Origin of the sequence: uncultured Kluyvera sp. (assembly GCF_902485085.1) — a bacterium.
Lineage (GTDB): Bacteria > Pseudomonadota > Gammaproteobacteria > Enterobacterales > Enterobacteriaceae > Kluyvera > Kluyvera ascorbata.
The window spans coordinates 106,297-121,047 of the sequence record NZ_CABTJS010000140.1; the positions used below are offsets into that span (position 1 = coordinate 106,297).

At 50.6% G+C, this 14,751-nt stretch carries 22 protein-coding genes; 3 read left to right on the forward strand and 19 right to left on the reverse strand.

The window, feature by feature from the left end; genetic code table 11:
• Positions 1-65: 65 nt before the first annotated feature.
• Both RDN66_RS17080 and RDN66_RS17085 read right to left on the reverse strand, forming a co-directional pair.
• Positions 66-485 (reverse strand): Mor transcription activator family protein, encoded by a 420-nt coding sequence (locus RDN66_RS17080; RefSeq protein ID WP_023293650.1) that lies wholly within the window; start codon positions 483-485, stop codon positions 66-68.
• Positions 486-556: 71 nt separating this feature from the next.
• Positions 557-916 (reverse strand): hypothetical protein, encoded by a 360-nt coding sequence (locus RDN66_RS17085; RefSeq protein WP_308538059.1) that lies wholly within the window; start codon positions 914-916, stop codon positions 557-559.
• A 131-nt stretch (positions 917-1,047) separates the two neighbouring features.
• Between RDN66_RS17085 and RDN66_RS17090 the strand changes: the two genes are divergently transcribed.
• Positions 1,048-1,470 (forward strand): DUF2513 domain-containing protein, encoded by a 423-nt coding sequence (locus RDN66_RS17090; protein ID WP_023293652.1) that lies wholly within the window; start codon positions 1,048-1,050, stop codon positions 1,468-1,470.
• Here the strand turns inward: RDN66_RS17090 and RDN66_RS17095 are convergent.
• The 13 genes from RDN66_RS17095 to RDN66_RS17155 form a co-directional block, all read right to left on the reverse strand.
• Positions 1,453-1,767: a hypothetical protein gene (locus RDN66_RS17095; RefSeq protein ID WP_032676848.1), complete on the reverse strand. Its 315-nt coding sequence runs from the start codon at positions 1,765-1,767 to the stop codon at positions 1,453-1,455. The genes RDN66_RS17090 and RDN66_RS17095 overlap by 18 nt on opposite strands.
• On the reverse strand, positions 1,764-2,273 hold the full coding sequence (locus RDN66_RS17100) for a gp16 family protein (protein WP_182928256.1): 510 nt from the start codon (positions 2,271-2,273) through the stop codon (positions 1,764-1,766). The genes RDN66_RS17095 and RDN66_RS17100 overlap by 4 nt, the downstream gene beginning before the upstream one ends.
• Positions 2,263-2,715, reverse strand: coding sequence for a hypothetical protein (locus RDN66_RS17105; protein ID WP_185668090.1), 453 nt, complete (start codon positions 2,713-2,715; stop codon positions 2,263-2,265). Before RDN66_RS17105 ends, RDN66_RS17100 begins: the two co-directional genes overlap by 11 nt.
• Positions 2,712-2,951 (reverse strand): hypothetical protein, encoded by a 240-nt coding sequence (locus tag RDN66_RS17110; RefSeq protein ID WP_023293655.1) that lies wholly within the window; start codon positions 2,949-2,951, stop codon positions 2,712-2,714. Before RDN66_RS17110 ends, RDN66_RS17105 begins: the two co-directional genes overlap by 4 nt.
• The gene (locus RDN66_RS17115; RefSeq protein WP_185668091.1) at positions 2,951-3,394 is read right to left on the reverse strand and encodes a hypothetical protein; all 444 of its coding nucleotides are present in this window, start codon (positions 3,392-3,394) and stop codon (positions 2,951-2,953) included. The genes RDN66_RS17110 and RDN66_RS17115 overlap by 1 nt, the downstream gene beginning before the upstream one ends.
• Complete coding sequence (locus tag RDN66_RS17120) at positions 3,391-3,873, reverse strand: hypothetical protein (RefSeq protein ID WP_308538060.1); 483 nt, start codon at positions 3,871-3,873, stop codon at positions 3,391-3,393. The genes RDN66_RS17115 and RDN66_RS17120 overlap by 4 nt, the downstream gene beginning before the upstream one ends.
• The gene (locus tag RDN66_RS17125; protein WP_308538061.1) at positions 3,866-4,132 is read right to left on the reverse strand and encodes a hypothetical protein; all 267 of its coding nucleotides are present in this window, start codon (positions 4,130-4,132) and stop codon (positions 3,866-3,868) included. Before RDN66_RS17125 ends, RDN66_RS17120 begins: the two co-directional genes overlap by 8 nt.
• Before the next feature lie 83 nt (positions 4,133-4,215).
• Positions 4,216-4,833: a DUF3164 family protein gene (locus RDN66_RS17130; RefSeq protein WP_182928251.1), complete on the reverse strand. Its 618-nt coding sequence runs from the start codon at positions 4,831-4,833 to the stop codon at positions 4,216-4,218.
• A 9-nt stretch (positions 4,834-4,842) separates the two neighbouring features.
• The gene (locus RDN66_RS17135; protein ID WP_182928250.1) at positions 4,843-5,085 is read right to left on the reverse strand and encodes a hypothetical protein; all 243 of its coding nucleotides are present in this window, start codon (positions 5,083-5,085) and stop codon (positions 4,843-4,845) included.
• 9 nt (positions 5,086-5,094) lie between these two features.
• Positions 5,095-5,334, reverse strand: coding sequence for a hypothetical protein (locus RDN66_RS17140; RefSeq protein ID WP_308538062.1), 240 nt, complete (start codon positions 5,332-5,334; stop codon positions 5,095-5,097).
• Positions 5,335-5,336: 2 nt separating this feature from the next.
• A complete protein-coding gene (locus RDN66_RS17145; RefSeq protein ID WP_308538083.1) occupies positions 5,337-6,275 on the reverse strand; it encodes an AAA family ATPase in 939 nt (312 codons plus the stop codon).
• A 45-nt stretch (positions 6,276-6,320) separates the two neighbouring features.
• Positions 6,321-8,315 (reverse strand): transposase domain-containing protein, encoded by a 1,995-nt coding sequence (locus tag RDN66_RS17150; RefSeq protein ID WP_308538063.1) that lies wholly within the window; start codon positions 8,313-8,315, stop codon positions 6,321-6,323.
• An 11-nt stretch (positions 8,316-8,326) separates the two neighbouring features.
• Positions 8,327-8,542: a helix-turn-helix domain-containing protein gene (locus RDN66_RS17155; RefSeq protein ID WP_308538064.1), complete on the reverse strand. Its 216-nt coding sequence runs from the start codon at positions 8,540-8,542 to the stop codon at positions 8,327-8,329.
• Between the two features lie 212 nt (positions 8,543-8,754).
• Here RDN66_RS17155 and RDN66_RS17160 point away from each other — a divergent pair, with 212 nt between their 5' ends.
• A complete protein-coding gene (locus tag RDN66_RS17160) occupies positions 8,755-9,306 on the forward strand; it encodes a hypothetical protein (RefSeq protein ID WP_308538065.1) in 552 nt (183 codons plus the stop codon).
• A gap of 334 nt (positions 9,307-9,640) precedes the next feature.
• Here RDN66_RS17160 and RDN66_RS17165 read toward each other — a convergent pair whose 3' ends face one another.
• From RDN66_RS17165 to RDN66_RS17180, 4 genes are all read right to left on the reverse strand, one after another.
• Positions 9,641-9,760 (reverse strand): DUF2474 domain-containing protein, encoded by a 120-nt coding sequence (locus RDN66_RS17165; protein ID WP_308538066.1) that lies wholly within the window; start codon positions 9,758-9,760, stop codon positions 9,641-9,643.
• Positions 9,760-10,770 carry a cytochrome d ubiquinol oxidase subunit II gene (cydB, locus tag RDN66_RS17170; protein ID WP_308538067.1) on the reverse strand — a complete coding sequence of 337 codons (1,011 nt, stop codon included), beginning with the start codon at positions 10,768-10,770 and terminating at the stop codon, positions 9,760-9,762. Before cydB ends, RDN66_RS17165 begins: the two co-directional genes overlap by 1 nt.
• Positions 10,767-12,167, reverse strand: a complete 1,401-nt coding sequence (locus tag RDN66_RS17175) for a cytochrome ubiquinol oxidase subunit I (RefSeq protein WP_308538068.1) — start codon at positions 12,165-12,167, stop codon at positions 10,767-10,769. The genes cydB and RDN66_RS17175 overlap by 4 nt, the downstream gene beginning before the upstream one ends.
• Positions 12,168-12,312: 145 nt before the next feature.
• On the reverse strand, positions 12,313-12,507 hold the full coding sequence (locus RDN66_RS17180; RefSeq protein WP_035896622.1) for a hypothetical protein: 195 nt from the start codon (positions 12,505-12,507) through the stop codon (positions 12,313-12,315).
• A gap of 576 nt (positions 12,508-13,083) precedes the next feature.
• On the opposite strand from RDN66_RS17180, the gene RDN66_RS17185 reads away from it, so the two are divergent.
• Entirely contained in the window at positions 13,084-14,496 is a 1,413-nt protein-coding gene (locus tag RDN66_RS17185) for a PLP-dependent aminotransferase family protein (protein WP_035896623.1), read from the forward strand.
• Positions 14,497-14,751: the final 255 nt, after the last annotated feature.

Below are 14,751 nucleotides of genomic sequence, written 5' to 3' on the forward strand. Positions count from 1 at the left end.
AGAGAGGTGATTCCGGTATCTGAGTACAACCCGCACTCTCGAGCGCAGTCGGTTGTTACAGATAATTAGTGCGGGAATAAATCCGGTTGGCGACGACGGGTATGAAGCTTGCGCTGACGGGCGATGATATCGTAAATCTGCGTCTGAGATAAACGATGCTCGCGGCGCAGGTCTTCAAGGTTGCGGCCATCGAAACGGGAGAAGATAAGATCGTCCCGTAACGCTGTAACAAGCTTGTCCCCGGATGGCAGATAATACTGACGTCCGCCCATATAGTGGGACATGGCCAGCGCCAGTTTACGCGCCAGCAAGCGGCTGTCTTCAGCAATTCCGAGGCGCTTCAATTCTGCCTCCATCACATCGACAAGTGCAACCAGCATTTGTGGCCATTGGTGCTCAAGCTCACCGACAGGGATATTGTCGATATGGTCAAGCAACTGGTGAATGGCCGGGTCGTGTTCAAAAAGCTCCGACTGTTGTGACATAAACCCTCCTCAAGGTAAGTGCACAGTCAGTATACAAAAAATCCCGCACGTTGGCGGGATTGTTGATGACATCAGCTGTCACGTTTGCAGGGGTGCAGTTTTGAGAACTTTAAATCGTCATATAAATACAATTTTTTACCGGACTTATCGATCAGGAAGAATTTACTGACAGCTGGATTTTTCGTTGAAGAAAACGTGTAGGACATTCCATGAACCGCAACCGCCTTATCATTTTCTGGCTCAGGAGGAACAGTTCTGACAAACAAATCGCCATCGTCCAGATTCTGCCAGGAAACCAGATCAACGCCCATATGCAGTTTGATACCGTTACAAGTCCAGAACCCAGACGCAGGATCTTTCTTGATTGGTTTCTCTGCAGCATGAGAAGCCAGACTAGCCACCATTATCGCTACTGCCAATAAATACTTCATATAACCCCCTTAAAAATAATGATTAAAATTTATCACCGTTTTGTCTGAAAAGCATTTACTGGTAACGTTGCCCCGTGGCGGCATCATGGTCACAAAGAGCCGGCACAATTTTCTAACAGTGAGATACTTGGATGAAACTCGATCTTGATGAAATGAAGAAGTTGCTAAATTGTTTTATTGAATCCCCAGAACCCTACATCACCCTTAAAGAACTTGGTCTGTTTGACGTCGATGAGAAGGAACAGAACATATTGATTGCTCATTTGCTACTTCTGGCCGAGAACGGGTTCATCAGTAGTCTCAAACTGGAGACAGGCTTTGAATCTTTGGGCCTGCATCCGACGCAGAAAAGTACAGGCATCTCATGGAATTTTGCAATCAAACCAATACGTTTGACACAAGCGGGACATGATTTTGCGGCAGTATTAAACCAACGCCCCGTATTTGAAAAGCTGAAAGAAGAAGCGCAGGAGGCTCCAGTCGCCCTCCTGCGCAAGATCGGCAGCGCCCTTGCAGAAAAATTGCTGAAAGAAAAATTAGGGCTGGGGGACTGAAGGTAATAGATCCGCTAATCGAGCTGCTGCGATTGCAGCAGCATCATATTCACCAGCAGCCATAGCCTGTGTTCTGATTGTTTCCAGATTACAAACAACACGGTACAGATTCATTTTTGACATCATTTCAAGTTTAAAATCCTGAGTCAGTTCAGCAATAACGGTTGTGCGATAGACAGGGGCTGAGGGTTTTAACAAACCGTGAATTAACTCCTCTGGCCAGCCACTTGCAATCAGCTCAGCGGCATGGACTTCTGCGTTTGAAAGCTCTCTGATTTTGCTAGACTCTGGTTTCATTTTTCCCCCTTGCAAATGTTCAACATGATTTGATAACGCTCACATACACGGTCGTAAATAGGTTTGATACCGGTGTCTGGTAAACGCTCCAGCATGCACCGCATATGCCACCGTTTCAGGCTTTCGAGAACGGTTCGAGCTTTCTCATCACGCAACCAGTTCAGCTTTGCCACACCTTCGCCACCGTTCTGTTGCCGGGTTATGCGCTTTACATACGCATCAATCGCTGCAGTGTCGTTACTGGTGACAAAACCCTGATTGAACATGGTGAACCATACCGCCCGAATTTTGCCGGCAATCCCCGATGGTGCTTTTGGTTTAGATGAAACAGGCTTAAAACCTCGCTCTTTAAGAGCATCCAGCACGGCCTGCAGCTGCGCCGAGCTCATATCACGGCAACTGCTTTTACCCGGCACAACAGTGCTAAGAAAAACACGATAAGTCTCATCATCAAGACCCAGAGTACGACGCGCGACGTGGATCAATTTGATAGTATTAGCTCGCATCAGCCATTACCTCACTCAGTGGTGATACCAGCTCAAGACCATCAATTTTCTTAAATTGACGAACCAACGATGATGCGGTGCTGAAATGACATACCCAGTATTCCACTACCTCATGGAGGTGCGCATTTTCTTTGCGTTTCAACCAGCGCAGGCCGTCTCTGGTTTTTGACGCTCGGCGGATGATGGAAGCGCCTGGCTTATACGTTTTACGACGCCATACTGCCTTCGTAATCGGACGAAAATCCTTATGTGACGGCCAGCCCCATGCTTCACTGCGGGTATCATCAATCCAGACTATTAACGCCAGCTTATTTTCAGAGACAATGGCCTTATAAACTGCAATTTTTTCTCCAGAAGACAGCTTAAATTCAACCCTGGTATACAAATCACCTAGCGTGTTCTGGATACCGTTCCATTGTTCCTTTGTGATAGTGGTTGTCATTTGCGACTCCTGAAATAGGTTGAGGTGGCGAAAAACAGCAGCTCCAGCACATCAAACAGCCACCAGAGAGTGATACACCCAATCAGTGCCATCAGAGTGAATGGCCAGGCTACAGCCGCAACCAGAGCGCTGATTGAATCAGCCTCTTTATCCATGATTTTGCTACCACGCAGCGCAGCAACGAGCACGAAGGTCAGTATGCCGCCAGCGATATAACAAACGATGACGATTACCATCAGGCAACTCCTTGCACATCAATAGGCAGGTATCTAAGGACATGCCGGGTAATAATTTGCCCGGTTCTGGAGCACTGAAAATGCCCCATTCGAATATCGATTAACGCACTTTCAAATTGTGGCCAGCCCTGCATCTGCTTTTTGTCATCCAGCTCAACCAGAACAAGCACCGTTTCAGCTGACCGTGGCCCGGAAGCCAGGTACATCACACTTCGGGGAATCTCAGTACCCTCAATCCACCTAAATGAGCGTCTAGCCGCTACAGGTGATTTGCTGCGGATAATGTCGTAATAACCGTTACGCTCCTTCAGCTCGGAACGTGCCACCGCTTTGCGTAGCGCCTTGATAAGCAACTGGGCACTGGTTCCCGTCGCACTGACCAGTTGCAGACAGGTCATTTCGCCCTTATCGGACAGCACGGCTTTGATTGCATCGATCATCATTTGTCTCCCTGGGGTTGTTCTGCCTGTTGCTGCTCGCGGATCATGCTTTGGGCCGCATGCATCAGAACGGCGATGCAACGGCGGGTTCTGGCGGCAGCAAGACGGTTACTGGATTGCCTGTCGATATAAAGCGCCTGTGCCATTTCAAGTTGCTCTGCAGCTTCTTCAAGTAAGGAAGATACTGACGGGCTGGCTGGTGATGCCGCATCAGATATCTCAGCCCCTACGCGTTGAGATAAACGGGCCATTTTTCGTGTTTTATGCTGATCAATCATGTCGCTCATTCCATTATGGCGAAGCTGCTCAATCATAATTTCAACGTCGGCAGCTTCTTCGGCGATACGGTTGCCGTTCGCTTTATGATTAACAAAACGAGTGCAAGCAGCTGCTAGCTCATTACATTCTTCGGCTGTTGCCAGAACCTGACGGTCATAACCCCACATCGCCAGGGCCGCATCGAAAACATGAGGTTTATTCATCGTCTTCATCCTCCATGTTGTCATCCGCCGGTTTCATGGTGATCGGAAAAGGCTGGAACTGGAGAAGTGCCAGTTGGACACCAATTCGGATGAAACGGGCTTCTTTGGTGTCAGCCCCAAATTCCAGCACCTCGCTTTCGCCCATTTCTAAACAGATATCAGCGTCTTTGTTGTCAATAACCATCTGGCATTTATCAACGCGATTTTGATGCCAGGATTTCAGGTCGATAATCATCGAAATTAATTTTTGTTCAGTCATAAAACATTCCTTTTGCTGAATTCGGCGCGAACGAATCCCTGACGCAAGCGCCGAAATAAAAATCAGAGTTAATTAGCTAAAAATCAGAGTTTGGCTAAATCCAGCGAGATTTGCTGATAGTTACCATCTGCCTGACGCTCATAAATACGCAAATATTGACTGGTGCCTGAAACCTGAATTGCATCAGCAACAGCGTCCATCGCCTCATTCCATTTCGGGTCATTGATATCGAGCTGACGGAGGCCCAGAACCTGGTTGATGTCGATGCGACCTTGCTTGTTAACGCGGAAAGCATGATCTACCAGGGCCATAATGCGTTCATCCGCACCACCAGACCATTCGCTGATGCAGGTATCAATCAGCGCTTTAGCCGCCTGGATACGTTCATCAAATACGCGATGCTCACCAACTGCGCGAATGAGCTTGTAACGGCCGTCAAAACTGACCAGGGTCACATTGCCTTTCGTGCCGCCATACTCCACGCCATACTCAGACGCCGAAAGGTCTGTGAAGTCGGCGATTCTCTGCATAGACTCCAGTTTGAACGCTGCCAGCAACTGACGCTGCTGACGTGCTGCGCCGACGATCGTCATCACGACTTCATCACGCAGCTTATCCACGGGTTTGACCTGAGACTCAGGGATTAAATGCCCCTGAGCATTGGTGCGGTAACCCACAGGTACGGTATTTGAATTATTCATCTATTCGCCTTAATGAGTGGTATTGGATTCGGTATTCCCGGTCCGCGCTTTCCATTCATTTACATAATGGAAATTTGCGGCCTTAATAATTTGTGGTGCCATTTTATTAATGATATTGACCAGGTGGTCAGCAGCCGATGGGCATTCATGATTTACGTCTTCCATAACTGCATTGATATCGACTACTTCCTTAACCTGACCACCTTCGGAAAACACATCCTTGGTAATTACTGTAAAAATAAGTTTTGCCATTTTGATTCCTCAGCGCCAGATAATCCGGCAACCATTGAAACTGGCTACCCACACGGAGCGGGAACCTGAATTGTTACGCTCAACAATACGCACAGCACTGTTGAGCAGTTCGGCCGGAGGGCATGACACCTCCAGAACCGGGCGGGTGCGAGACTGGCGAAATACAGTCACCCAGCAACCTTTCTGATTGAGAATGGCCTCTGTGGCCTTTGCCTGCTGCACATGGGTCGAAATCAGTTCAGGAAACATGTTTAACCTCGCAGTAATGTAGAAACATCGACATCCAGATCTAGATCGCGAAATGCTTTCAGGATGTAGGCTTCATTCACCGCTTCACCTGCTCCGTGGGCCGTCATCGCGGCCAGACGCAAAGAATGGCTGAGAATCCGCAATGCACCTGGTTTCTGGGCGATTTGTTGCAGAAGCTGGCGCTCTTTTTCACCCTTAATCTGCCAGGCGTCAGCGATGGCTGTAACATCAGCTTTCTTTGTTTTATTGATGGCCACGCGTTTGGCTATACGCGAGAAAAGACGGGCAAATTCAACGGTACGGTTGCCGCCGGTCATATTGGAATAGACGCGATGGTTACCCATTAGCACCAGCCCAATGCGGGTTGCTTCCTGCAATAAACGCAATTCTTCCAGCGCTTCAGCCCCCAGATGGTCGGCTTCGTCAATAATGATGAGACCCTGAGTACCGTCCAGGCGACGGCGCAGGGCTCGGGAAAGCGGCCCCTTACGACGAGGGGCATCATTCATACCCAGTTCCCATGCCAGTTCAGTCAGGCATTCAAGGACACTTGAGCATGACGGGGTGATGGTGACCATCCAGACATTTTCATTGGTGCGGCAATATTCTCGCGCTGCTTCAGACTTACCGACGCCGGGGTTGCCGCAGACGACACCAATGCATTCCGTCAGATGCGCATAGCGGAATGCCCGCCAGATTTGCGTAACCGTCGGTGTTTCAATGAAACGTGGCGGTGCCGGAAATTCAGCAACAGCCTGCTGCTTCTCAATCCATCGGTTCAGTACTTCAGTCAGGCGCTCATTATCGCCTGCATATTTTCCGTTCATGAAGCTGCTGAGCGCCCCGGAGGACAACCCGGTTTCTTTGGCAACTTTAGAAAAAGTGATACCTTTTGCATCCACGAGGTTGCGGAGAACCTCACGAATATCAGTGATATTCATGTCAGACATAATTAATCCTTTTATTTGAATTAAGTTTAAATTCGTTTAAATAACGTTTTTACGCTTATTTAATTCCAGAATATTTAATGAGTGATCCAGATAACCATCTTCATCCGGGTCCGTCTCTTCAAACACCTCCTGACGCATCAGGGCATTACCTGCCGGTCTGAATATGCCGACAACTCTTGATTCGGGTACTGCCGGTTCGGCAAGACGTGGTAATAGTTCTGCCACTTCGAGCGCATCTTTTTGTTTCTGGGCGGCAATAATGGCTTTGGTCGCTTTTTTGAGCCGTTTCTGCTGACGCGAATATTCCCGTCCAGCCTGAGTGTCATTAAACGCCACAGGGTTAATGCAGGGCGCTTCACACAGAAAACGACCATCCAGCGTATAGCAGAGCACCGAACCATGAAGGTTGCGCGGATCAAAACGCGCCACCACTTTGCGCAGGGTCGGAGCCATAAGCGCCGGATTGTGATAAACGTTTTTGGCACCTTTGAGACTACCGCCCGCCGTAAGAGTGAATTCGCCTTTCTTGTTCACTGTTACCGCCTCTGCCGGTAGCAGGAATAGGCGGAGCTGCTCTTCTGTCGGTTTACGGACAATCGTCTGCGATAAATCACGCTCAAAGACCTGATCAAACGAGTATTTACCCTCACACATTTCTGTCTCCCGCGCCTGGCGGGCGTTGTACATCGCCACACCCTCCGCAATGATTTCGAGAAAAAGGTCGGCATCCACGGCCCGGTCACCGTAATTATCCGGTTTTGCAAGCGGATTAGGACCAGTGTAAGCTCCGGCCAGCGCCGGATGCTTGTCGATATATTCTTCCAGACCACCCACACCAAACGCACGTTCAACCGGTTTCGCCTGGCCCCAGCCTTTCCCCGCGACAACGCTGGTCCAGTGAACTGTTGCGCCAATCATCGGGAATAAACCCAGCGGATCATCTTCACGAACGGTGAAACGGTAGCGATTTTTGACGCCGCCGGTCAGCCATTTGTTCGCCGCTGCACGGGTGTTATCGATGGTGATATGGAAGTCTTCAGGAATACCGTATTTCTCGATAACATCCATGAAAGACAGACGTATTGAATCGGTGTTCTCCGTCAGATCACAACGCCAGCCCACGATTTTGCGGGTTTTAACATCCTGCCAGAACCATGTTTTAGGACGATCAATCTCACCGTTGAACCACTTAACAAACACGTTATGCTGATAGCCATCCCCGTTAATCCATTGCATGACGTTCAGATGCGAAACAGAACGACGCTGAGCAGGGATCAGATGCATCAGAGCATGCTCACCTTCACGGCAGGCGACCACCATCGCTGGATCTAACGACTGCACACGACGAAAAGCTGTCGAACGTGACGGAATAGACCAGCCATGCGCTTTTGCTGCCAGCTCAAGGCGTTCATAACATTTACGGAACTTTGGTTGTTCTTCGCGCAGATAATCTGCAATCAGAAACTGCCAGGCTTCCTCATGAAATTCAGCCCGACGTGTTTCGCGGGTACTGCCACCGCGACGGTCAATCAGTGCTGCACACCAGTCAGATTTTGCGTACTTTTGTACGAGGTAGTATTTATCCCGTAATGACGCAGCACTGACTGCATGCATGCCGGCAGCGGTGTTGAATGCCGTGGTGGCAGTCACACCAGAGCCGATCAGCTCATCGGCCATCTGAAGCGGCGGCAACCATTTTTCAGCAAGCTGACGGGCTGAATCACTGGCAGCATCCCAGCGCTGCCAGAGTGCCCGGCGGACAGAGTCCATATCGCCGCCAGCCGGGCGGGCCAGTGTCACAACCCCTTTACTTGTTTCCACCTTGCCGCGCTTAAGCAACAGCTCGGCGCGGGCCTCAACCGGCAGAATGGCGGTGTTGTACTCCATTGCTTTTGAACCTGAACGTTTACGGCGCATGCCTTCACTGCAGGAAGATGCTGTTTCCAGTTTTTTACGGATATTCGGGGCGCTTCGCGGGAAGCAAGAAAGCCCGATACATTCTTGTACTGTTACCCATTGAACTGATTGCACGTCACATCCTCCTACAGATAACGGCTCGGCCAGATAGCAGCAGGTTCAGTGCCCAGATAGCCGGCAATGATTGCTTCATATCGTGGTATATGGCAGCGGAAAACGTTGCGCATGGTGTCAGGTTTAAGTCCCGCTTCTCTGGAGAGCTGGGCAAGAGACTTTCCTTCTTTCATACGAACCGCAGCTTTAATCTGCTCCGCATGCCAGTCTTGGTTTTTTACTGACATCGTGCGATCCTTATTAGTTACCGCATCCGGTAGCCGTTAGCGGTTACCGGTTCAGGTAGATAATAGATCGCAAAAGAATGGTTGTAAATAGTCAATCGAACTATTCATTCTTTTCGATGATTGGGTAGGTTGACGATAATCAATTGATTTAATTGACATTGATTATTAATCAATCAAAAAAACACAGCATTCTTTTTGGTTAAGGTAAAAGTATGATTAAAACGAAAGGCGAACTTTTAGAGTGGGTGACCGTTCAGGACTGCATAGGTGTTCCTGAATTTGCAACTACCGCACCCAATGTCAGGAAAAAACTCGATATGCTTGCTGAAGCTTCGCCTGAATTGAAGCGCAAGCGTTCAGGCTCAAAAGCGTTCGAATATCATGTATCTTTACTACCAACTAGAACCCAAGAGTTTTTTGGGCTATCCAAGCCCAAAGATTGTTCGAGCCCAGAGGCATTAGTTGATTTCGTCATAGAAACTAAAAACGAGCATAAAGCATGGTGGGACATCATTTTTCTTTCCATGAAAAATGATGAACTTGAACGGATAACAATGGCCTTTAAAGAAGGCGGTAAAAAAGCCATCTTTTCCCCAGACATCCTTAGTCAGGACGAATATCGCTCCCAAAGCGCCCTGAATACAGCAGCAATGCTTGATTCCCTGAGCCCAGAAGCCCGCAAAGAGATTTTGGCTCAGTACGGCATCAGCGAACAGCCTGGCCCTGTAGCGCCACAGAAGGAGCCACATAAGAAAGCTGTCTAATGGTTGAACGGAATGATTAAGGCAATTAGGGAAGCACGGCTTAAATGGAAAATGGATATTAAAAATACCCTTTATAGTTGCTCAAATACTGATCGGAGTCAGGTGAATCAAATCCAACTGTTAGCAGCTTTGAACGCTTTTTAAAGTAGTTTTAGGATTTGAATAAAGGTTGTTCAGATTCGTGTGATTAGTGAACCAATTCACCGAATTGTAGATTTTGTCGTGGTTCAAATGTGATTTGTTAGTCGAAGCCAAAAATCCTCGCAAGCCCCAGCATCTCTCGATCCCACGAAATCCCGTTTCTTCTTAACTGTTCCCGGTTTTTGTCGTATCTCTACTGAACCATCTCAGTCATCAGTACACGAAATAGACTGCCTACCACTGCCAGCGTCAGAACGCTGCCACCCCACAGCGCCACCAGCCAGAAAATGCGTGAAGCCCAGCGACTTTTCATCAATGATAGCCCTCGTTTTGCGGGACCTTTCCGCGAAACACGTAGTAGCTCCAGAAGGTGTATACCAGAATGATCGGGATGATAAAGAGGGCGCCAATCAGCATAAATTCCTGGCTTTGTGCCGGTGCGGCGGCCTGCCACAGGGTTATGGACGGCGGAATGATAGCCGGCCAGATGCTGATGCCAAGCCCGCTAAAACCGAGGAAAACCAGGATCAGCGTCAGAATAAAAGGCTGAGCATGGCTCTCTGTTCGCGTCAGATGCCGCCATAGCAGCGCGCTGGCCATAAGAACCAGCGCCGGTACCGGCAGCAAATAGTAGAGGTTCGGCAGGCTGAACCAGCGTTGGGCGATAGCGGTATGCTGAAGCGGGGTCCAAAGGCTGATGATGGCAATGACGGCCAGCAATGCCAGCAGCAGACCGCGAGCATTCCGCTTCATGCTGTGCTGCAACGTTGCTTCGCTCTTCATCACAAGCCATGTCGCGCCAAGCAGCGCATACGCGATGGTAAGCCCCACGCCGCAGAAGAGCGTAAACGGCGTCAGCCAGTCGAACGCGCCACCGCTATAAGCGCGTCCCGTTACCCCAAAACCGTTTATCACGGCGCCGACGACAACGCCCTGGCAGAATGTCGCCAGAATAGAGCCGCCCATAAAGGCGTTATCCCAGAACGGACGGTGTGACGGCGTGGCATTGAAGCGAAACTCAAAGGCAACACCACGGAAAATCAAGCCAACCAGCATCAGCGAAAGCGGGATGGTCAATGCGTCAATAATGACGGCATAGGCCAGCGGAAACGCGCCGAACAGCCCCGCGCCGCCGAGCACCAGCCAGGTTTCGTTGCCGTCCCAGACCGGAGCCACGCTGTTAACCATCACGTCGCGCTCCTGCGCATTGCGGGTAAAGGGAAAGAGGATTCCGATACCCAAATCAAAGCCGTCCATAACGATGTACATCAGGGTGGCAAAAACAATAATCACGAACCAGATAATGGACAGGTCGATGCTCATGCTTGTTCCTCCTGGGATGAGTGGGGATCTATGGCGGCGGAAAGCGGGCGCGCAGCCGTTCCTTGAGGGGGATGGTCAAACGGCTGCGGGCCTTTGCGGATAAGGCGTACCATATAGCTGTAGCCCACGCCAAAGACCGAGCTGTACACCACAAAGAAGGTTAACAGACTGATACTCATATGCAGGTTGCCGTGCGCTGATACGGCATCTGCCGTGCGCTGTAGGCCGTAGACTACCCATGGCTGACGTCCCACCTCGGTGGTGACCCAACCGGCGAGGATGGCAATCAGGCCGGAAGGGCCCATCAGCAGCGCAAACCACAGGAATGGACGCGAGGTGTACAGGGTCTGGCGTTTGCGTAACCACAGCGCCGCCACGCCGAGCAACAGCATCAGCATTCCGAGCCCCGCCATAATACGAAACGACCAAAAGACAATGGTTGAGTTCGGGCGATCTTCCTTCGCGAACTCCTTCAGCGCTGGTACCTGCTTATCCAGGCTATGCGTGAGGATCAGGCTCCCCAGCAGTGGAATTTCCAGCCCGTAGCGGGTGCGTTCCTGTTCCATATCCGGCCAGCCAAACAGCAATAGCGGAGTTGGCTCGCCCGGCGGGTTTTCCCAGTGGCCTTCAATAGCGGCAATTTTGGCCGGCTGATGCTTTAAGGTGTTGAGCCCGTGCATGTCGCCCACCATTGCCTGAATAGGGGCAACAACCAAAGTCATCCAAAGCGCCATGGAAAACATCGTGCGCACCGCAGGCGTCTGGTTGCCGCGCAGCAGGTGCCAGGCCGCTGATGCCCCGACAAACAGCGCGCTGCTCAGAAATGCGGCAATGGACATATGCAGGAGCCGGTAAGGGAAAGAGGGATTAAACACCACGGCAAACCAGTCTACGGGCACGACCTGACCATTAACGATTTCATAGCCTTGTGGCGTCTGCATCCAGCTGTTGGAGGCGAGGATCCAGAAGGTGGAGATAATCGTGCCCAGCGCCACCATGCAGGTGGCGAAGAAGTGCAGCCCCGGCCCGACGCGGTTCCAGCCGAACAGCATGACGCCAAGAAAACCGGCTTCAAGGAAAAATGCGGTTAACACTTCATAGGTCAGCAGCGGGCCGGTTATGCTCCCCGCGAACTGGGAAAAACCACTCCAGTTAGTCCCGAACTGATAGGCCATCACTAGCCCGGATACGACCCCCATACCGAAATTGACGGCGAAGATCTTAGACCAGAACTGGTACAGCGAACGCCAGACCGGGTTACGGGTTTTCAGCCATAGCCCTTCAAGCACAGCCAGATAACTGGCGAGGCCGATGGTGATGGCAGGGAAAATAATGTGAAATGAAACGGTAAAGGCAAACTGAATTCGCGCGAGGTGAAACGCATCAAGACCGAACATGCAAACTCCGTGGAGAAGAAGACTCGGCGTGATTTTAGGGCGTGTTGGCGCAGGGGGGCAGAGACAGTCCGCGGGTATTAAATGATAACAGTTCTAACATTTCATTCACTTTTTAGCGGCTGTTATCGCCGCTTCTGCTTATGCGTTAACCCCGGGTAAACCGGGAGGCGAGTTTTTTGGTTTTCGGGTAAAGGCACACCATCCCGCTGCCCAGTGCCACGATAAACAGCAGTGGGTTTATCAAATCCAGCGCTTCAGAGTGTAATTCCCCGGAAGCGACGACGGAGGAAAAGCATAGCGCAGCCGAATAACCCAATAGCTCAATACTTGTCATTTTCATGTAAAAAGAGATCCGCCTGCATGATGAAAAACATGGCTATCGTGTTGCAAAATGAAGGTTTGCAATATTGATAAATAGAGATTGGCCTGGCGTGATGAAATAACCGAGCCCGTTTTCGCAAGGCGCACATCATGCCGTGTTTATATTTTTTTTCACGTCAATAAGTGCCCATTTTTACAGGATTTGCTTAAACGGTAAGCAGGCTCGCTTAATATTTGATATTTGTCGCCTTTTAGCGCAGGTGAACGGCTTAACGCGTCCACTACGGGCGCGTTAAATGAGAGCATTAACTCTCGGCTTCCGGTTTGGCAATTAAATCTTCAACCTGATTCGTGGCGTGGCTGACCCATGAATTATCGGCACCTTCACCAGGTGCAGACCCCGCATTATCAGCATAATCTAGCGGTAACTTCGGTTTCTGTAAGGTAATACGTAAAAATTAATGGTGACTAGTGCGTATTCACAAAATATGAAGTCGCGGACGAATCGCTATCAACCCATATCAGTTACAAAAAAATGCATATTTATTAACGCTGATATAAAATGGTTGCAATGTCAGATTCACCGGGAACCTCCATGAAAAAGTACCAGCGCCTCGCCGAGCAGATGACGGAGCAGATAGCTCTTGGGGTATGGCTTCCTGGCGACAAACTGCCGTCGCTCCGTGAACAGGTGGTTAACAGCGGTATGAGTTTTATGACCGTCAGCCACGCGTATCAGCTACTGGAAAGCCAGGGCCGTATCGTTGCGCGCCCGCAATCTGGCTACTATGTCGCGCCGCGTGCTGCTGCACCGCGCGCGGCAGCGCCACCGGCGCAGGTGATGCCGGATAACGTCGTCGACATCAATACCTATATCTTTGAAGTGTTGCAGGCCAGTCGTAATGCCTCAGTGCTACCGTTCGCGTCGGCATTTCCGGACCCGAAACTGTTTCCACTGCCTCAGCTAAACCGTTCGTTAGCGCAGGTCAGCAAAACCGCGACGGCGATGAGCGTGATTGAAAACCTGCCACCGGGTAACGATGAGCTGCGTCACGCGATTGCGCGTCGCTATGCTCTACAGGGCATGACCATTTCGCCCGATGAGATTGTCATCACCGCCGGTGCACTGGAGGCGCTCAATCTGAGTCTGCAAGCCGTCACCGAACCCGGTGATTGGGTTATCGTCGAGAACCCTTGTTTTTACGGCGCACTTCAGGCGCTGGAACGACTGCGGCTTAAAGCCTTATCGGTGGCCACCGATGTGAAAGAGGGCATCGATCTGGATGCGCTGGTGCAGGCGCTGCAAACCTATCCTGTAAAGGCCTGCTGGCTGATGACCAATAGCCAGAATCCGCTGGGTTTCACCTTAACGCCGGAGAAAAAGGCGCGTCTGATTGAGATCCTGAGTGAACATAACGTCACGCTGATTGAAGATGATGTGTACAGCGAACTCTATTTTGGCCGCGACAAACCGCTTCCCGCCAAAGCGTGGGATAAAAGCGATATGACGCTGCACTGTAGCTCTTTCTCAAAATGCCTGGTGCCTGGGTTTCGCATTGGCTGGGTGGCGGCGGGCAAACACGCGCGGCGCATCCAGCACTTACAGCTCATGAGCACACTGTCGACCAGTTCGCCTATGCAGCTGGCGCTGGTGGATTATCTGGCAACCAAGAGATACGACGCGCACCTGCGGCGTCTGCGTCGCCAGCTTGCCGAGCGTAAACAGCAGGCCTGGCAGGCCCTGATGCGCGCGTTGCCGCCGGAAGTGCATATTCATCATAACGACAGCGGCTATTTTCTGTGGCTGGAACTTCCCGCCGGGCTGGATGCCGGGGCGCTCAGTGCAAAAGCGCTGGAGCACCATATCAGCATCGCGCCGGGCAAAATGTTCTCGACGACCGATAACTGGGCGTCATTCTTCCGTTTTAATACCGCCTGGGGGTGGGGAGAAAGAGAAGAGCGTGCGGTAGAAACGCTGGGTCAGCTTATTCGTGAAATGTTGAATTAATCTTGTCATATTCTCCTCCAGGACGACATTCTCGCCCTGATAAAGACCGGCCATAGGAAATACGCATAGATCTCCTGGCCGGTAACTCCTTGTCTATAATCCAGATTATCAATGTCCTTTTGCCATTTTTGCGGAATGCGTCCTTGGTCACAACCTGTGCAAATTTATATCGGCTGCACAGGTGTGCTGCATTGTGATGTCTATTTTTATTAAGGGAGATATTTTTAACGGCACGGCTGCCGCTCAAATTCATTG

Excerpts from the sequence above, each read along its gene's own strand:
- RDN66_RS17120 (WP_308538060.1), bottom strand. The coding sequence starts at position 3,873 with ATGAATAAACCTCATGTTTTCGATGCGGCCCTGGCGATGTGGGGTTAT.
- RDN66_RS17135 (WP_182928250.1), bottom strand. The coding sequence starts at position 5,085 with ATGGCAAAACTTATTTTTACAGTAATTACCAAGGATGTGTTTTCCGAA.
- RDN66_RS17100 (WP_182928256.1), bottom strand. The coding sequence starts at position 2,273 with ATGCGAGCTAATACTATCAAATTGATCCACGTCGCGCGTCGTACTCTG.
- RDN66_RS17185 (WP_035896623.1), top strand. The coding sequence starts at position 13,084 with ATGAAAAAGTACCAGCGCCTCGCCGAGCAGATGACGGAGCAGATAGCT.
- RDN66_RS17115 (WP_185668091.1), bottom strand. The coding sequence starts at position 3,394 with ATGATGATCGATGCAATCAAAGCCGTGCTGTCCGATAAGGGCGAAATG.
- RDN66_RS17175 (WP_308538068.1), bottom strand. The coding sequence starts at position 12,167 with ATGTTCGGTCTTGATGCGTTTCACCTCGCGCGAATTCAGTTTGCCTTT.
- RDN66_RS17080 (WP_023293650.1), bottom strand. The coding sequence starts at position 485 with ATGTCACAACAGTCGGAGCTTTTTGAACACGACCCGGCCATTCACCAG.
- RDN66_RS17160 (WP_308538065.1), top strand. The coding sequence starts at position 8,755 with ATGATTAAAACGAAAGGCGAACTTTTAGAGTGGGTGACCGTTCAGGAC.
- RDN66_RS17145 (WP_308538083.1), bottom strand. The coding sequence starts at position 6,275 with ATGAATATCACTGATATTCGTGAGGTTCTCCGCAACCTCGTGGATGCA.
- RDN66_RS17090 (WP_023293652.1), top strand. The coding sequence starts at position 1,048 with ATGAAACTCGATCTTGATGAAATGAAGAAGTTGCTAAATTGTTTTATT.
- RDN66_RS17125 (WP_308538061.1), bottom strand. The coding sequence starts at position 4,132 with ATGACTGAACAAAAATTAATTTCGATGATTATCGACCTGAAATCCTGG.
- RDN66_RS17165 (WP_308538066.1), bottom strand. The coding sequence starts at position 9,760 with ATGAAAAGTCGCTGGGCTTCACGCATTTTCTGGCTGGTGGCGCTGTGG.
- RDN66_RS17155 (WP_308538064.1), bottom strand. The coding sequence starts at position 8,542 with ATGTCAGTAAAAAACCAAGACTGGCATGCGGAGCAGATTAAAGCTGCG.
- RDN66_RS17085 (WP_308538059.1), bottom strand. The coding sequence starts at position 916 with ATGAAGTATTTATTGGCAGTAGCGATAATGGTGGCTAGTCTGGCTTCT.
- RDN66_RS17130 (WP_182928251.1), bottom strand. The coding sequence starts at position 4,833 with ATGAATAATTCAAATACCGTACCTGTGGGTTACCGCACCAATGCTCAG.
- RDN66_RS17095 (WP_032676848.1), bottom strand. The coding sequence starts at position 1,767 with ATGAAACCAGAGTCTAGCAAAATCAGAGAGCTTTCAAACGCAGAAGTC.
- RDN66_RS17140 (WP_308538062.1), bottom strand. The coding sequence starts at position 5,334 with ATGTTTCCTGAACTGATTTCGACCCATGTGCAGCAGGCAAAGGCCACA.
- RDN66_RS17105 (WP_185668090.1), bottom strand. The coding sequence starts at position 2,715 with ATGACAACCACTATCACAAAGGAACAATGGAACGGTATCCAGAACACG.
- RDN66_RS17180 (WP_035896622.1), bottom strand. The coding sequence starts at position 12,507 with ATGAAAATGACAAGTATTGAGCTATTGGGTTATTCGGCTGCGCTATGC.
- RDN66_RS17110 (WP_023293655.1), bottom strand. The coding sequence starts at position 2,951 with ATGGTAATCGTCATCGTTTGTTATATCGCTGGCGGCATACTGACCTTC.
- cydB (WP_308538067.1), bottom strand. The coding sequence starts at position 10,770 with ATGAGCATCGACCTGTCCATTATCTGGTTCGTGATTATTGTTTTTGCC.